Source organism: Delftia acidovorans SPH-1, assembly GCF_000018665.1.
GTDB classification, from domain to species: Bacteria; Pseudomonadota; Gammaproteobacteria; order Burkholderiales; family Burkholderiaceae_C; genus Comamonas; species Comamonas acidovorans.
Map to the genome: position 1 here is coordinate 748,172 of NC_010002.1, position 15,513 is coordinate 763,684.

At 67.9% G+C, this 15,513-nt stretch carries 13 protein-coding genes; 8 read left to right on the forward strand and 5 right to left on the reverse strand.

What is annotated here, in order from left to right:
* Positions 1 to 26: 26 nt before the first annotated feature.
* Positions 27 to 1,634: an RNA repair transcriptional activator RtcR gene (gene rtcR / locus DACI_RS03445; protein WP_012202607.1), complete on the reverse strand. Its 1,608-nt coding sequence runs from the start codon at positions 1,632 to 1,634 to the stop codon at positions 27 to 29.
* Between the two features lie 697 nt (positions 1,635 to 2,331).
* On the opposite strand from rtcR, the gene DACI_RS03450 reads away from it, so the two are divergent.
* The 5 genes from DACI_RS03450 (at position 2,332) to rtcA (ending at position 7,686) form a co-directional block, all read left to right on the forward strand.
* On the forward strand, positions 2,332 to 3,471 hold the full coding sequence (locus DACI_RS03450; RefSeq protein ID WP_012202608.1) for a slipin family protein: 1,140 nt from the start codon (positions 2,332 to 2,334) through the stop codon (positions 3,469 to 3,471).
* A 71-nt stretch (positions 3,472 to 3,542) separates the two neighbouring features.
* Positions 3,543 to 4,388 carry a hypothetical protein gene (locus DACI_RS03455; protein WP_012202609.1) on the forward strand — a complete coding sequence of 282 codons (846 nt, stop codon included), beginning with the start codon at positions 3,543 to 3,545 and terminating at the stop codon, positions 4,386 to 4,388.
* Between the two features lie 32 nt (positions 4,389 to 4,420).
* Positions 4,421 to 5,659, forward strand: coding sequence for an RtcB family protein (locus DACI_RS03460; RefSeq protein WP_012202610.1), 1,239 nt, complete (start codon positions 4,421 to 4,423; stop codon positions 5,657 to 5,659).
* 158 nt (positions 5,660 to 5,817) lie between these two features.
* Positions 5,818 to 6,633, forward strand: coding sequence for a nucleotidyltransferase domain-containing protein (locus DACI_RS03465; RefSeq protein ID WP_012202611.1), 816 nt, complete (start codon positions 5,818 to 5,820; stop codon positions 6,631 to 6,633).
* 9 nt (positions 6,634 to 6,642) lie between these two features.
* Positions 6,643 to 7,686, forward strand: a complete 1,044-nt coding sequence (gene rtcA, locus DACI_RS03470) for an RNA 3'-terminal phosphate cyclase (protein WP_012202612.1) — start codon at positions 6,643 to 6,645, stop codon at positions 7,684 to 7,686.
* Positions 7,687 to 7,692: 6 nt separating this feature from the next.
* On the opposite strand, the gene rocF is transcribed toward rtcA, so the two are convergent.
* Both rocF and DACI_RS03480 read right to left on the reverse strand, forming a co-directional pair.
* Entirely contained in the window at positions 7,693 to 8,658 is a 966-nt protein-coding gene (gene rocF, locus DACI_RS03475) for an arginase (RefSeq protein WP_012202613.1), read from the reverse strand.
* Between the two features lie 17 nt (positions 8,659 to 8,675).
* A complete protein-coding gene (locus DACI_RS03480; RefSeq protein WP_012202614.1) occupies positions 8,676 to 9,749 on the reverse strand; it encodes an ornithine cyclodeaminase in 1,074 nt (357 codons plus the stop codon).
* A gap of 115 nt (positions 9,750 to 9,864) precedes the next feature.
* On the opposite strand from DACI_RS03480, the gene DACI_RS03485 reads away from it, so the two are divergent.
* The 3 genes from DACI_RS03485 (at position 9,865) to sugE (ending at position 12,138) form a co-directional block, all read left to right on the forward strand.
* Entirely contained in the window at positions 9,865 to 11,145 is a 1,281-nt protein-coding gene (locus tag DACI_RS03485; RefSeq protein ID WP_012202615.1) for a THUMP domain-containing class I SAM-dependent RNA methyltransferase, read from the forward strand.
* Positions 11,142 to 11,630: a putative toxin-antitoxin system toxin component, PIN family gene (locus DACI_RS03490; protein WP_012202616.1), complete on the forward strand. Its 489-nt coding sequence runs from the start codon at positions 11,142 to 11,144 to the stop codon at positions 11,628 to 11,630. The genes DACI_RS03485 and DACI_RS03490 overlap by 4 nt, the downstream gene beginning before the upstream one ends.
* A gap of 190 nt (positions 11,631 to 11,820) precedes the next feature.
* On the forward strand, positions 11,821 to 12,138 hold the full coding sequence (gene sugE / locus DACI_RS03495; protein WP_012202617.1) for a quaternary ammonium compound efflux SMR transporter SugE: 318 nt from the start codon (positions 11,821 to 11,823) through the stop codon (positions 12,136 to 12,138).
* A gap of 12 nt (positions 12,139 to 12,150) precedes the next feature.
* Here the strand turns inward: sugE and DACI_RS03500 are convergent, their stop codons facing one another.
* Both DACI_RS03500 and DACI_RS03505 read right to left on the reverse strand, forming a co-directional pair.
* Positions 12,151 to 12,702, reverse strand: a complete 552-nt coding sequence (locus DACI_RS03500; protein WP_012202618.1) for a GNAT family N-acetyltransferase — start codon at positions 12,700 to 12,702, stop codon at positions 12,151 to 12,153.
* A 400-nt stretch (positions 12,703 to 13,102) separates the two neighbouring features.
* Positions 13,103 to 15,487 carry a cytochrome P450/oxidoreductase gene (locus DACI_RS03505; protein ID WP_012202619.1) on the reverse strand — a complete coding sequence of 795 codons (2,385 nt, stop codon included), beginning with the start codon at positions 15,485 to 15,487 and terminating at the stop codon, positions 13,103 to 13,105.
* Positions 15,488 to 15,513 lie beyond the last annotated feature (26 nt).

A 15,513-nucleotide genomic window follows, 5' to 3' on the forward strand; every position in this document is an offset into this window, starting at 1 on the left:
AACTCGCCATCGTGCCACCGTGGTGTCTATGGCGTTCGGCCGGCCACGGCATCCCACTTCAAGCCGAATTTCAGCAGGTACTTGCGCAGGCGGTCGGCATCGTTGACCACGCTGCGCTGGGTGCGTGACTGGTCGAACAGGCGGCGCCCCGCATCGGACAGCGAAGGCGACTCTCGGCACACGCGCAGCACCGCTTCGAGCTGCATGCGGTCGAACAGATCCAGCGGCTCCAGCACTTCGGCAGACAGCAGGCTTTGCAGGCTGGCGCTGGCCGGTTGCACGGCATCGCCTCTTTGCCACAGCCACTTCAGGCGCTGGATCTCGGCATCGACCAGGGCCGTGGAGATGCGCCCCCCGTCGGCCAGCGTGGCCAGGCGCGTCATGCTGGCCGACAGGTCGCGGAAGTTGCCGCTCCACAGCGCCTCGGGCGAGCGCGCAAAGCGCAGATAGCGCTCGCGGGCCTCCACGTTGAAGCGCACCATCTGGCCGGTCTCGTCGGCCGAGCGCGCGAGCAGGTGGTCCATGTTGGGTTCTATGTCCTCGGGGCGCCCGGCCAGGCCCGGCAGCGCGTAGGACCACAGGTTGATGCGCGCGAACAGATCCTCGCGAAAGCGCCCCTGCGCCACGTCGATGCGCAGGTCGCGGTGCGTGCCGGCGACCAGCTGGAAGTCGCTGCTGACCTCGCGGTCGCTGCCCATGGGATAGAAGCGCCTTTCCTCCACCGCCTTGAGCAGCATGGCCTGTTCGTCCAGGCCCAGCTCGCCGATTTCGTCCAGGAACAGCACGCCCTGGTGCGCGCTGCGCAGCAGGCCGGCGCGGTCGGCCGCAGCGCCCGTGAACGCGCCCTTCTTGTGGCCGAACAGCACCGAGGCCGCACCATCGCCGCGCAGCGTGGCGCAATTGACCTCCACGAAGTCGCCCTGAACCTGGTGCCTGGCCTTCTTCAACTCGTACATGCGCCGCGCCAGATGCGACTTGCCCGCACCCGTGGGACCCGTGAGCAGGATGGGCGCGCGCGAGCGCACGGCCACGCGCTCGATCTCGTCGATCAGCGCATTGAACCCGGCATTGCGCGTGGCGATGCCGCTCTTGAGAAATTGCACGGCCTCGCTCTGCTCGGCGCCGAAGCGCTGGGCGATCACGTCGTAGCGCGACAGGTCCAGGTCGATCAGCGCATAGCTGCCAGGGTCGCCCATGCGCTGGCGCCGGGGTGGCGACGTCTGGGCCAGCACGCCGGGAATGCGGCGCGACTCCACCAGCAGGAACAGGCAGATCTGTGCCACGTGCGTGCCCGTGGTGATGTGCGTCCAGTACTCCTCGCGCTCGGGGTCGAAGCGGTAGGCCTGCGTCCAGTCGAACAGCCGCGCATAGACCTCGCCGAAATCCCAGGGATCGGCAATGTCCATGGGCACGAGGTTCACCTGGGTCTCGGGCGATGCCGTGGCGATGTCGCCCTGCAGCAGCTGCGCCAGGGCCAGATGGGGCGGCGTGTAGAGCAGCTCCAGCCGCTCCACCACCAGATCCTCATGCTGCATGAGGGAGAGGGTCGGCCGCCATTTTTCCCAGCGCCCCGCGCCCCTGCCGGAGTCCAGCTGCGTACCCAGAAAGCCGATGACGACCTTTTTCTTTTCCATGGTTTTGTCTAGTTGAATAGCTGAAATTCTAGTTTCTTTGGATCGAATACGAATTCAAGAAAAGTGTGATTCGAGATTTATTCAAATAAATCAATGGGTTGAAGAATTGTTTGGCGCCTGAGGCCAGGCTGGCACGCATCTCGCAATAACCAAGGCATCCAGTGCAAGCGGAGACCGCTCACAGGCCGGGGTTGGGGCAAAGGCCCGCCCCGCCGGTGCCGGAGGTCCGGGCCCCCAGGGGCTTGTCGATTTCCCGCATGCCGCACGCCGCAGGCGCTGGGTAACGGCAAGGTTGTGGAAACCGTCCCGCAAGGGACGCCTGGTTCGACTCCAGGCTTGCCAGCCACTGGTAGCTCAGTCTGGTAGAGCACCCTCGCAAGAGGACTGTCGCAGGTTCGATTCCTGTCCACTCTTCCGGCCGCAAGGCCGGGCTATTGAAACGGTCGAAAGACCACCCGCCGAACGCGGGAGGTGGCCACCGGGTTGCGATGCAGCCCAAGGCCCCCACCCGTCAGCGGCGGCGGCTGTGCCAGGTCCCGGCACGGTCCGCGCCCGCAGCCAGCCACGCTGCAACCTGTTTCCAGGGTTGCCGCCACGGCGCACTGCAAGGCCCGGGCCGTGCCCCCTGGAACCCCGCCGCTGCTGTAACGGCACCCCTATTGATTGCGGCGAAGACGCCGAACGAGGAGAAGAAGAAATGCTGAAGATCCAACGCATCACCGTCAAGAAGAACGAACGCGCCCTGCTGCTGCGCAATGGCGATTTCGAGCGCGTGCTGCACAGCGGCCGGCACTGGCTGTTTGCCGGCACCGACCAGCTGCGCGTGGAAACCTTTGCCCTGGAGCAGCCCGCCTTCACGCACGGCCTGGCCGACTACCTGATGGCGCAGGAGCCCGCCGTGGTGGCCGCCGAATTCCTGCGCGTGGAACTGTCCGAAACCGAGGCGGGCCTGCGCAGCGAAAACGGCGTGCTGGTCGAGATCCTGCCGCCCGGCACGCGCCGCCTGTACTGGAAGGGACTGGTGGACGTGGGCGTGCAGGTGGTCGACCTGCAGGCCGGCGCCGAGCTGCCCGCCGCCCTGGCAGCGCGCCTGACCCAGACGCAGCTGCGCCAGCGCAGCGTGTCGGGCCTCAACGGCGTGCTGCAGGTGCAGGTGCCCGCAGGCCAGTGCGCGCTGCTGACCATCGACGGCAAGGTGGACCGCCTGCTGCAGGCCGGCAGCCATGCATTCTGGAAGTTCGGCCGCAGCATTGCCGTGGAGCTGGTGGATCTGCGCCTGCAGGCCGTCGAGGTCTCGGGCCAGGACATCATGACCCGCGACAAGGTCAGCCTGCGCCTGAACCTGAGCGCCACCTATCGCCACACCGACGTTCTGCGCGCCTTTGCCCAGCTGCAAAAGCCCGCCGAGCACCTGTACCGGGAGCTGCAGTTCGCGCTGCGCGCCGCCGTGGGCACCCGCACGCTCGATGAGCTGCTGGAGAACAAGACGGTGATCGACGACGTGGTGACCGCGCACATGGCGGCCAAGCTGCAGCCCTTCGGCATGGTGGTGGAGAGCGTGGGCGTGAAGGACATCGTGCTGCCCGGCGAGATGAAGGCCATCCTGACCCAGGTGGTGCAGGCCGAAAAGCAGGCCCAGGCCAACGTGATCCGCCGCCGCGAGGAAACGGCGGCCACGCGCTCGCTGCTCAACACCGCCAAGGTCATGGAGGACAACCCCGTGGCCCTGCGCATGAAGGAGCTGGAGACGCTGGAACGCGTGGCCGAGCGCATCGACAAGATCTCCGTGTTCGGCGGGCTGGATCAGGTGCTCAACGGGCTGGTGAAGATGCGTTGATAAAGCGATGAGGCGGGCGTGGAGTCGCCGGCGGTGCCGGTTGCTTCATGCCTGCCCTTGAAGGAGACACCATGGACAAGAAGATGACATCGAAAAGGATGCAATCGCCTGCAGCGCAAATACAGGAGCGTACAGACGCCCTGGTTGCTGCATCACAGGCGCTCTACCAGAGCTTTGCGGGATACAGGTCGCCGTCGGTAGCGCTGGACGCTTGCGTCACATGCTGCATGGATGCAGACCTGGAGCGCGAGATGCGTCGACTGCCCCTGCGCAGCCTGACCGAGCACCATTTTTACCAATACAACGACGCTGCCAAAAGCGTGGTCCAGCCTGCGGATGAGATCAAGTACCTGGCGCCAAGAATGTTGGAACTGCTGGCGCAGGGCGCAAGGCTGCACCACTCCACCGAGTTGTATCTGGACCGCCTTGGTCGTTGCGAGCCCGGCTCCTTTTCATCGCAGGAAAGCGCGGCGTTGCAAGCCTTTGCTCGTGCCTTCTTTGCCTTGGGCCTGGAGCAGTGGGCTGAGCCGGACACCAGCGTCTTCCAGGGCGAAGAGGCCTTCTCCTTTTTGCTCATGTGGGACTACGCCGGTGTGCCGCTCCAGCCCCTGCTGGATCACTGGCTGACCTGTGACAGCGAGAGCGCCACGCTGCATTTTGTCGATGCATGCTTCTACGAATTCATCTGGGGTGGGCACTGCATCAGCAATGCCTTCGCATCCGATCGCAATGGCTACCGTGCAACGATGGAGCAGTGGCTCTCGCAGACAGGCAACAAGAAGCATTGGGCAGAAAAGCTGCTGCAACTGGCCGAGCGTGGCCCGGCCAGCACCTGGCTGCCTTCAGGTAAGCGCGACCACCAGTGCTACCCGCTGGATGAGCGCATAGGCGCGGTATTCGACGCCATGGCCACTTGAGGCGAAAAAACGATTCAACCAAGAACAAAGACATGAAAGAGAACAGCACCATGAACAACTACCAACAGCATGATGTCGAGGGCGGCGTCCCCATCAAGATGTGGACCAAGGGCGTGCCCGTGGAGGACGAGGCGCGCAAGCAGCTGGAGAACGCCGCGCGCCTGCCCGTGGTGTTCAAGCATGTCGCGGCCATGCCCGACGTGCACCTGGGCATAGGCGCGACCGTGGGCTCGGTGATCCCGACCATCAAGGCCATCATCCCGGCGGCCGTGGGCGTGGACATCGGCTGCGGAATGATGGCCGCCAAGACCACGCTGCGCGCCGAGGACCTGCCCGACAACCTGGGCCCGCTGCGCTCGGCGATAGAGCAGGCCGTGCCGCATGGCTCGGTGCCGCGCCACCGGGGCCGTGATCCCGGCAGCTGGGAGAACCCGCCCGTGTCGGTGGACCAGGTCTGGGCCACGCTGGCCGATGAGTTCGACCTGCTGTGCGAGCTGCATCCGCGCCTGGCCAACACCAACAACCGCAAGCACCTGGGAACGCTGGGCAGTGGCAACCACTTCATCGAGATCTGCCTGGACGAGGCGGGCTTCGTGTGGTTCATGCTGCACTCGGGCTCGCGCGGCGTGGGCAATGCCATCGGCACCCATTTCATCGAGCTGGCCAAGAAGGATGCAGAACTCCATCAGCGCAACCTGCCCGACAAGGATCTGGCCTATTTCGAGGAAGGGGCCCGCTACTTTGGCGACTATGTGCGCGGCGTGTCCTGGGCGCAGAAGTTCGCCATGCGCAACCGCGAGGTGATGATGGCCAACCTCATCGCCACGGTGCGCAAGGTGATCGCCAAGCCCTTCGAGTCGCATGTGGAGGCGGTGAACTGCCACCACAACTATGTGCAGCAGGAGCGCCATTTCGGCCAGGACGTGTTCATCACCCGCAAGGGCGCGGTGAGCGCGCGGCGCGGCGAGCTGGGCATCATCCCGGGCAGCATGGGCGCGCGCAGCTATATCGTGCGCGGCCTGGGCAATCCGGAGAGCTTCGAGAGCTGCAGCCACGGTGCGGGCCGCGTGATGAGCCGGACCAAGGCCAAGAAGATGTTCAGCGTGGAGGACCACATCAAGGCCACCGAGGGCGTGGAATGCCGCAAGGATGCCAATGTGGTGGACGAGATTCCCATGGCCTACAAGGACATCGATGCGGTCATGGCCGCGCAGCAGGATCTGGTGGAGGTGGTGCACACCCTGAAGCAAGTGGTGTGCGTGAAAGGATAGGCACCCCCTGAGCCGCTATGCGGCTTCCCCCTCTCTACCCGCTTCGCGGGGGAGGGGGACGACACCCTCGGTGCGGGGCGGCCCTTCCTCGGTGTCCCTCGCTTGGGGCTTGCCAGTCTTATGAGGCGTGGCAATTGAAAAGAAAGCAGGATGAGAGCATGAGGGAAGAGAAGGTATTGAGCGCGCATCCGGTCTCCGATGCCATGCGCGCCACGGTGCTGGCCAACCTGGTCGAGGTGGAGCGCAGGCACGAGGTCACGGTGCTGTTTGCCTGCGAGTCGGGCAGCCGGGGCTGGGGCTTTGCCTCGCCCGACAGCGACTACGACGTGCGCTTCATCTATGTCCACCGCCTGCCCTGGTACCTGACCGTGGCGCCGGGCCGCGATGTCATAGAGCAGCCGCTCAGCGGCGAGCTCGATGTCAGCGGCTGGGAGCTGCGCAAGGCGCTGGGGCTGCTGTGCGCCTCCAACCCTACGCTGCTTGAATGGCTGCGCTCGCCCGTGGTCTACCGGCAGGAGCAGCCCTGGGCCGAGCGCCTGCATCTGCTGGCCGAGCAGGGCTTTTCGCCGGTGCGCGCCTACCACCACTACGTGGCCATGGCGCGCAAGAACCTGCGCGCCCACCTGCAGGGCGATGTGGTGCGCTACAAGAAATACTTCTACGTGCTGCGCCCCTTGCTGGCCGCGCGCTGGATACGCGAGGGGCGCGGTGCGCCGCCCATGCGCTTTGCACAGCTGGCGGCGGGCACGCTGGAGGATGCGGGCCTGCTGGCCGAGCTCAACGAGCTGCTGGAGCTCAAGATGCGCCTGGGCGAGGCCGCCAAGGGGCCGCGCCGGGTGCGCGTCCATGATTTCCTGGAGCGCGAGCTGGCCCATGCCATGGCCCATGCGCCCGATCCGGGGGACCAGGCCGATGCGGCGCCGCTGGACTGCTATCTGCGGGATGCCGTGGCGCGCTTTGGCGGCAATGAATGAAAGAGAAAAATGAAAGTGATCGAGATCGACGGCTCCGCCGGGGAGGGCGGAGGCCAGATGCTGCGCAGCGCGCTGGCGCTGTCCATGTGCACGGGCCAGCCCTTTGCCATGCAGCACATCCGTGCCGGGCGCGCCAAGCCGGGCCTGATGCGCCAGCACCTGGCCTGCGTCAATGCCGCCGCCGAAATCTGCGGCGCGCAGATGCAGGGCGCCGAGATGAATTCGCAGGCGCTGCAATTCACACCGGGGCCGGTGCGTGCGGGCGAGTACCGCTTCGTCATCGCCTCGGCGGGCAGTTGCACCCTGCTGCTGCAGACGCTGTGGCCCGCGCTGATGCTGGCCGATGGCGAAAGCCGCCTGACCCTGGGCGGCGGCACCCACAACCCGGCCGCGCCGCCCTTCCATTTCCTGGAGCGCAGCTATGCGCCGCTGCTGCACAGGCTGGGCGCGCGCTGCGAACTGCGGCTGCGCCGGCTGGGCTTTTATCCGGCCGGTGGCGGCGAGATGGACGTGACGATCACGCCGGCAACCAATGGGCTTGTGCCTTTCGATATCACCGAACGCGGCGCCCCCGTGGCCAGCCATGCCGAATGCTTTGCGCCCGCGCTGCCACGCGCGGTGGCCCAGCGCGAACTGGACCATCTGGGCCAGGCCCTGGGCTGGTCTGGCGAGCAGCTGCAGGTGGCTGCCGTGCGCCAGAACGAGGGGCCGGGCAACGCGCTGCTGGCCACGCTGGCCTATGAGCACCTGAGCGAAGTGTTCACGCAGTTCGGCATGAAGGGCATCAGCGCCGAAAAGGTGGCACACGACCTGGCGCGCGAGGTGCGCCGCCACCAGGGCAGCCGGGCCGCCCTGGGCCCGTACCTGGCCGACCAATGGGCCCTGCCGCTGGCGCTGGCCGTCTGGCGCAGCGGGCGCGGTGCCAGCTACACCTGCACGGAACTGACGCGGCATGCGCGCAGCAATTTCGAGGTGATCGAGCGCTTTGTGCCTGTGCGCTTCGCCACAGATGCAGGGGGCGACGGCTGGCGTGTTTCGCTCTCGCCAGCCTGAGCGGGGTCAGCGATCGGCCCGCACCAGCGTGCTCTTGCCGAACAGGCTCTCCAGCAGGTCCACCACCAGTTCGGCCGTCTGGTTGCGCACATCCAGCGCGGGATTGAGCTCCACCAGATCCATCGAGCCCAGGCGTCCGGTGTCGGCCAGCATCTCCATGCACAGCTGGGCCTCGCGGTAGCTGGGGCCGCCGCGCACGGGGGTGCCGGTGCCGGGCGCGATGTCGGGATCGAGGTAGTCCACGTCGAAGCTCAGGTGCAGGTGGGTGTCGCTGCCTTCCAGGTCTTCCAGCGCGCGGCGCATGACCTCGCGCATGCCCAGCTCGTCGATGGCGCGCATGTCATAGACCTCCACGCCCAGCGAATGCAGCAGGCGCTTTTCCTGGTCATCCACGCTGCGCAGGCCGATCTGGCACAGCGAGGCGGCTGCCAGCGCCGGATCGCCGCCCTGGGACAGCGCGGTGAGCGCCGCGGGCCCCAGGCCGCACAGGCTGGCCACGGGCATGCCGTGCAGGTTGCCGCTGGGCGAGATATCGGGCGTGTTGCAGTCGGCGTGGGCGTCCAGCCAGATCACGCGCAGCGCGCGGCCCCGTCGGCGGCAGTGGGCGGCCACGGCACTGATCGAGCCCATGGCCAGGCTGTGGTCGCCGCCCAGCATCAGCGGCAGCTCGCCGTCGTCCAGCGCCTGGCCCACGGCCTGGTGCACGGCGTCCATCCAGGCGCGGGCCGGTGCGAGGTGGCGCAGCCCCTGCTCGGGCGGTGTCTGCGGATTGGGCGGGCCTGCCAGATTGCCGATGTCGCTCACCTGGCAGCCCAGCTGGCGCAGCGCCGGGCCCAGGCCGGCCACGCGCAGTGCGTCGGGGCCCATGGCGCTGCCCAGGCGGCTGGCGCCGATGTCGGTGGGCACGCCTATGAGTCTCAGGGCGCGTGCGGTCTGCGGGGTCGTATGGGTGTTCATGCTCATGGGACCCATGGTATGCAGTCCCCGTGTCAGCCAAAGCCGCGTTCTGCCTGCCCGGCCTCGCGCACCAGCCGGTACAGGTCGCGGGGGTCGGCCAGCGCAGGCACCAGGTCGATCGACTGCATCAGTCCGGTGTCGTGGGCCAGCGCACGCAACCAGCGCAGGGCCGAATAGTCCTCCAGCGCAAAGCCCACGGAGTCGAACAGCGTGATCTCCGTGTCATGCCCGCGGCCCGGCGCCTGGCCGTTGATGACCTGCCACAGCTCGGTCACGGGCGCGTCGGCGGGCAATTGCTGCAGCTCGCCTTCCACGCGCGTCTGGGGCGTGAACTCCACGAAGATGCGCGCGCGCCGCAGCAGTGCCAGGGGCAGCTCGGTCTTGCCGGGGCAATCGCCGCCGACGGCGTTGATGTGGGTGCCCGGGCGCACGTCGGCATCGGCGATCACGCAGGCGCGGTGCTTGGCGGCCGTCACCGTGGTCACGATGTCGGCGCCCTCCAGGGCCTCGGCGCTGCTGGCGCAGCAGGTGATGCGCTGGGCCGCGATGCCCGCATGTCCCAGGTTGTCCACCAGCTTGCGCATGGCCTGCACATCGATGTCGAAGATGCGCAGCCGTTCCACGCCCAGCAGGTGGGTGAAGGCCAGGGCCTGGAATTCGGACTGCGATCCTGCGCCTATCAGCGCCATGCTGCGACAGCCCGGCCGCGCCAGCCGGCGCGCGGCCAGCGCCGAGGTGGCGGCGGTGCGCAGCGCCGTGGCCAGCGTCAGGTCGGACAGGAAGACCGGCAGGCCCGTGGCCACGTCGGCCAGGGCGCCGAAGGCCATCACCGTGGGCAGGTCCCGATCGGCGTTGTCCGGGTGGCCGTTGACGTACTTGAAGGCGTAGTCGAGCGCATCGGACACGGGCATGAGCTCGATCACTCCACCGGGCGAATGGTGGGCGATGCGGGCCGATTTCTCGAAATCGGGCCAGCGCGCGAAGTCTTCCTCGATGGCATCGGCCAGGCCGGCCAGGCAGGCGGCAACGCCGACCTGCGCCACCAGGCGTGCGGCCTGCGTGGCGCCGAGGAAATCCGTGTGGACGGGCGTGGTTCGAGGCTTCATGGTGCTCTCCCTCGCGGTTGCTTCCACTGTAGGCCCGGGCCGAAGCGCAGGCAAGCGGGTTTCGGCTGGCGCCTGCGCGGGGAATCGCGGTGCGCGTATGCTCGGCACCCAAGCTATGAACCAACTGCATCTGTTTTTGCCCTGCGCCGCCGGCGTTGAGGGATTTCTGGCCGACGAGGTCCACGCGATCACCGGCCTGAGCGGCCACGACCTCATGGTGGGCCGTGGCGGCGTGATGGTGCGCGGCCTGTGGCGCGACGCCCTGCTGCTGAACCTGCACAGCCGGCTGGCCCAGCGCGTGCTGGTGCAGCTGTCGCAGACCCTGTACCGCAACGAGAACGACCTGTACCGCGCCGCCAGCGAAGTGGCCTGGGAGATCTGGTTCTCCCCGCGCGAGAGCTTCAAGATCGAGGTCACGGCCCAGCACAGCCCGCTGACCAGCCTCAACTTCGCGGCGCTGCGCGTCAAGGACGCCATTGCCGACCGCTTCCGTGACAGGAAGGGCGTGCGCCCCGACGTGGAAACGCGCCACCCCGACGTGCGCGTGCACCTGCACCTGACGACCGACGAGGCCACCATCTACATCGACACCTCGGGCGAGGCGCTGTTCAAGCGCGGCTGGCGCGAGGACAAGGGCGATGCGCCGCTCAAGGAAACCCTGGCCGCGGCCATGATCGCGGCCACGGGCTGGGACCCGCATGGCGACGATCCCCAGCCGCTGTACGACCCCTGCTGCGGCAGCGGCACGGTGCTGATCGAGGCCGCGCAGATTGCACGCCGCATTCCGGCCGGCATCCTGCGGCGCTTCGCGTTCGAGAAGCTGGTGCCCTTCCAGAGGCATGTGTGGGAAGCCATGCTGGACGAGGCCGAGGCCGCCATCCTGCCCGACAGCCCCGTGGCCATCTATGGCTCCGACGTGTCCCACCGCATGGTGGACTTTGCCCAGCGCAACGCCGAGCGCGCGGGCGTGGGCCAGACCGTGCAACTGCGCGGTGGCGACGCGCTGCAGCGCATGCCGCCCTGCGAGCAGCCCGGCCTGATGCTGCTGAACCCGCCCTATGGCGAGCGCATTGCCGCAGCCGGCTCGGCCGGCCGCAGCGCCGGCGAACGCATGGAAGTGGTCGAGCGCGCAGGCCGCGAGACGGCCCAGACCGAGGACGGCGTGGAATTCTTCAGCCAGCTGGCCACCCACTGGAAGAAGAACTACAGCGGCTGGAGCGCCTGGATGCTCACGCCCGACCTCAAGCTGCCCGGCAAGATGCGCCTGAAGGAGGCGCGTCGCACGCCCATGTGGAACGGCCCCATCGAATGCCGGCTGTTCCGCTTCGACATGATCCGTGGCGCAGTCAAGCCCAGAAAGGCCGCCGAAGGCCCGGCAGAGGGCGCCGCGCCATGAAGATCGTGCTGCGCTGGCCGCAGTGCAACGACGGCTACGAAGGTCCCCTGCCCCGGCCTGTGGTGCTCGATACCAATGTGGTCCTTGACATGCTGATCTTCGACGATCCGCATGTGCCGCCGATCCGCGAACTGGTGGAGCAGGGACAGATGCGCTGGATTGCCGACCAGGCCCAGCGCCTCGAACTCGAGCGCGTGCTGCACTACAGCCAGATCGCGCCGCGCGTGGCTTTCTACGGCAAGACGGTCGAGGGCGTGCTCTCGGCCTTTGACGGAGCCGTCGAGTACGTGGCCGATGCGCCGCGCATCCGCTTTGCCTGCACCGACCCCGACGACCAGCATTTCCTGGACCTGGCCAGCCAGCACCAGGCGCTGCTGATCAGCAAGGACAAGGCCGTGCTCAAGCTGCGCAAGCGCGTGGCCGGCCTGGGCGCCACCGTGGGCAACATCCTGCTGGCCGAGCAGGAAGAGGCGCTGGCCGCCTGACGCCCTGGCCGCTGTTGTGCAGCAACCACCCAGGCGGCAATGGGGCAACAGGCTGGGTGCGGCCAGCTTGAAGGCTTTCTCCTAAACTGGCGGCCATGCAGGAGGCGCAAGCCCTTCTGCCAGGAGGACGGCCTCCCCCACACCGGGACATGCATGCGCCGGGACGACCCGGCTTCACAAGGAGTTTTCCATGGCATGGGTCTATCTGTTGGTGGCGGGGCTGCTCGAAGTGGTCTGGGCGTTCTCGATGAAGCAATCGCACGGCTTCACGCGGCTGGTGCCAAGCGCCATCACCATCGTCACCATGATCGCCAGCTTCGGCCTGCTGGCCGTGGCCATGCGCAGCCTTCCGCTGGGCACGGCCTACACGATCTGGACCGGCATCGGCGCCGTGGGCGCCTTCCTGGTCGGCATCACGGTCCTGGGCGAGCAGGTCAGCGCCATGCGCATCGGCGCGGCCGTGCTCATCGTCTCGGGCCTGGTGCTGATGAAGCTGTCCTCGGACTGAGCGGACGGCCGTTCAGCGGCCCGTGCCCAGCTCCAGCGTCAGGCGCAGCATGTCGCGGTGCTGCACGCCGCGCTCCCACAGCTGGGTGGTGTAGTGCCTGAGGAAGAAATCCCGGTCTATGCCCGTCACGCGAAAACCCGCGCGCTGGTAGAAGACCAGCTGGTCGCCGAAGCTGCCCGTGCCGACCTCGATGCGCGGCGCTCGCTGGGAGCGCGCCCATTCGATGGCACGCCGCAGCAGGGCGGTGCCCAGGCCCCGGTGGTGCAGCGATTCCGCGACCGCTATGTTCATCAGCTCCCAGGCGGGTGGGCCTGAGGCCTCGTCGCCGCTGGCGCGCAGCGGCACCAGCACGCACATGCCCAATACCTCGCCGCGCCCGCCGGGACGCGGCGGCTGGCCTTCGCGCTGGAAGGACTCGCGCGCGGCAAAACAGGTGGAGCCCGCCAGATAGCCGCGCACCTTCTCCCGCGACGGATCCGCCGACAGCAGCAGCGGCCACGGCGCCTCGGCCGGGTTCAGCGGCTCTATGTGCCAGGGTGCGAGGGAAACGGAAGGCGCGGTCATAAGCCTGAATCATCCCATGCCTGCCATTGGGACGCAGTTGGGCGCCTCTGCGGAATCTTGACGTGCGCTTACAACTGTGCCTTTGCACGGGTGGATCTAGTGGTTTATACTTAGACCTAGGGTAAACGCTTAGAGGGTTTTCCCGGCATTCGCGGCACTTGAGATGCATGCCGCCAGTGATTGTTGAGCGTCTCAGTAAGGAAGTTCACCATGCGCCAAGCAATCTATTCCCTGATCGATTTCATCCAGCAAGCCCGCAACGCCGAGCTCGAAATCGCCAACCAGTAATCCGGTTGGAGGCAGGTGCGCCCTGAAGCGCGCCCACCGATGCGATCGCCCCATTGCCGATGATGGCCTTGGGGCTTTTGTGTTTCTGGGCGCCGGGCTTCCCGAACCCTGGCTACAGGCCCAGCACCAGCCTGCCGCTCCTGGCGCGCGAGCAGCAGCTCATCATCTTGGTGCAGGCCGCGCGCTCGCCGCGCGTGAGCACCATGTCGCGGTGGTCCACCTCGCCTTCGAGCACGGGCACTTCGCAGGACCCGCACAGCCCTTCCCGGCAGTCGCTTTGCACTTCGATCTTCGCGCTGCGCAGGGCGTCCAGCAGCGTCTGGTCGTTGCGCACCTGCAGCACAAGGCCCGAGGCGCGCAGTTCCACCTCGAAGCCCTGCTCCCTGGCAGGGTCCAGCGCCCCCACGGTGGAGACGAAATGCTCCACGCGCAGGCTGTCCTCGGGCCAGTGGCGGCTGGCGGCCTCCAGGCCGTCCAGCAGGCGCGCCGGTCCGCAGGCATGGATGCGGGCTCCGGCGCGCGGCGTGGCCAGCAGGGCGGCGTAGTCGGCGCGCCGGCCTTCCTCCGCCACGTACAGATGCAGCCTGGCGCCATGCTCGGCCAGCAGCGGCGCCAGCAGCGCCATGCCCGCGCGGCGCCGGCCGCTGTAGTGGATTTCATAGGACAGGCCCAGCGCCCTGGCGCGCCGTGCCATGGCCGAGATGGGCGTGATGCCGATGCCGCCGGCCACCAGGATCAGGTGGCTGGCGCCTTCGTCCAGCGGGAAATGGTTGCGCGGGCCCCGCACCTGTACGGTGGCGCCGCGGTGCAGATGCTCATGCACCCAGGCCGAGCCGCCACGGCCGTTGGCCTCGCGCAGCACGGCAATCTCGTAGCTGCCGGTGTCCTGCGGGTCGCCGCACAGCGAGTACTGGCGTGACAGGCCCGTGTCGCCGCATTGCAGGTCGATGTGCGAGCCCGGCGTCCAGCGCGGCAGGGCGTGTCCATCGGCGGCCTTCAGGCGCAGGCGCAGCACGCCTTCGGCGGCGGCCTCGGCCTCGGCCACGACCATGGGCCGGCTGGCGCCGCCCTGCAGGGCTTCGCCGATGCGCACGGGCTGGCGCGCCTGCAGCAGGGCGGGACGGGCGCGCTCGGGGTTGAGGGCCGGGTCCCACTCCACCCACAGGTGCTCGGGACCCCGGAACGAGGTGTTGGGCACGTAGGTGAACCGCTGCTCGGCCAGCCGCATGTGGGGCAGGCGGCGCGTGAACTCCTCCAGGAAGATCTGCATCTCCATGCGCGCCAGGTTCTTGCCCATGCACTGGTGCGAGCCATAGCCGAAGGTCAGGTGGTCGCCGGCGTTGTCGCGGTGGATGTCGAAGAAGTCGGCATCGGCGAAATGCCGCTCGTCGTGGTTGGCCGACGAGGTCACGATGAGCAGCTTCGAGCCCGCCGGCACGGCCACGCCGCCGATCACCACGTCGCGCGTGGCCAGGCGCCGCCAGGCGGCCACCGAGCCGTTGTGGCGCAGGCATTCCTCCACGGCATTGGGGATCAGCGCGGGGTTCTCGCAGATCTGCTTCCAGGCGCCGGGATGCTGCAGCAGCAGCTTGACGGCGTTGGCCGTGGCATTGGCCGTGGTCTCGTGCGCGGCCACGATGCCGGCCATCATCATGGAGTGCAGGTAGGAGTCGGTGACGACCTCGGGAAGCTCCTTTTGCTTGCGTATGCCGTATTGCATCCAGCCCGGCGCATCGGGGTTCTCGCGCATCTTGGCCAGCACCTTGCCGGCCAGCTGCCAGAAGTTGCCCACCGCATGGGCCACGGCCACCTGCTGCTCGGGCCGGGGCCGGCCCCAGGTGTTGACGGTGTGGGCGATGGAGTACTCGCGCAGCCTGTCCATGTCCTCCTCGGGCACGCCGAGAAAGTGCAGGGCCACTGTCAGCGGCACCTCCCACAGCATCTGGTCCACGAGGTCGGCGCGGCCGTCGTCGATGAAGCGGTCCACATAGGCGCGCGCCAGCTCGCGCACCATGGGCTCGTGGTGGCGCAGCTCCTCGGGCGTGAACGGGTCCATCAGCGCGCGGCGGCGCGGCATGTGGGCGGGCTCGTCCTCGTTGACCAGGGTGCGGTTCAGCGCGAAGCCGTAGGAGGCCAGCACGGCATTGGCCTCCTCGCCCGTGGGCGTGATCTTCTCCAGCGCGATCGAGGGACTGAAGGCGATGTTGTCGCGGAACACCGCCTTGATGTCGTCGAAGCGCGTGACCACCCAGTAGCCCAGTTGCGGGCTGTAGAACACCGGCTCCTGCTCGCGCGCCCAGCGCACATATTCGGGCGGGTCCTGCTGGTAGCCGTCGCTGAACGGGTCGAAGGCCGCGGCACCCGCGCTGACGGGGCAGCCCGTGGGGCCGGTCTGGCCGCTGGGCTGGCGGTGGTCGAAGGGGCAGCGCGCGGAGGCGGGCGCAAATGCTGGCGCAGAGGCGGACGGGGCGGTGTCGGGGGCGGCGGAGGCAGTCATGGCAGGTTCGCAGGCAGGCGCGGAGG

Excerpts from the sequence above, each read along its gene's own strand:
- DACI_RS03455 (WP_012202609.1), top strand. The coding sequence starts at position 3,543 with ATGGACAAGAAGATGACATCGAAAAGGATGCAATCGCCTGCAGCGCAA.
- rocF (WP_012202613.1), bottom strand. The coding sequence starts at position 8,658 with ATGGGTCCCATGAGCATGAACACCCATACGACCCCGCAGACCGCACGC.
- DACI_RS03450 (WP_012202608.1), top strand. The coding sequence starts at position 2,332 with ATGCTGAAGATCCAACGCATCACCGTCAAGAAGAACGAACGCGCCCTG.
- rtcA (WP_012202612.1), top strand. The coding sequence starts at position 6,643 with ATGAAAGTGATCGAGATCGACGGCTCCGCCGGGGAGGGCGGAGGCCAG.
- DACI_RS03490 (WP_012202616.1), top strand. The coding sequence starts at position 11,142 with ATGAAGATCGTGCTGCGCTGGCCGCAGTGCAACGACGGCTACGAAGGT.
- DACI_RS03465 (WP_012202611.1), top strand. The coding sequence starts at position 5,818 with ATGAGGGAAGAGAAGGTATTGAGCGCGCATCCGGTCTCCGATGCCATG.
- sugE (WP_012202617.1), top strand. The coding sequence starts at position 11,821 with ATGGCATGGGTCTATCTGTTGGTGGCGGGGCTGCTCGAAGTGGTCTGG.
- DACI_RS03460 (WP_012202610.1), top strand. The coding sequence starts at position 4,421 with ATGAAAGAGAACAGCACCATGAACAACTACCAACAGCATGATGTCGAG.
- DACI_RS03485 (WP_012202615.1), top strand. The coding sequence starts at position 9,865 with ATGAACCAACTGCATCTGTTTTTGCCCTGCGCCGCCGGCGTTGAGGGA.
- rtcR (WP_012202607.1), bottom strand. The coding sequence starts at position 1,634 with ATGGAAAAGAAAAAGGTCGTCATCGGCTTTCTGGGTACGCAGCTGGAC.
- DACI_RS03480 (WP_012202614.1), bottom strand. The coding sequence starts at position 9,749 with ATGAAGCCTCGAACCACGCCCGTCCACACGGATTTCCTCGGCGCCACG.
- DACI_RS03500 (WP_012202618.1), bottom strand. The coding sequence starts at position 12,702 with ATGACCGCGCCTTCCGTTTCCCTCGCACCCTGGCACATAGAGCCGCTG.
- DACI_RS03505 (WP_012202619.1), bottom strand. The coding sequence starts at position 15,487 with ATGACTGCCTCCGCCGCCCCCGACACCGCCCCGTCCGCCTCTGCGCCA.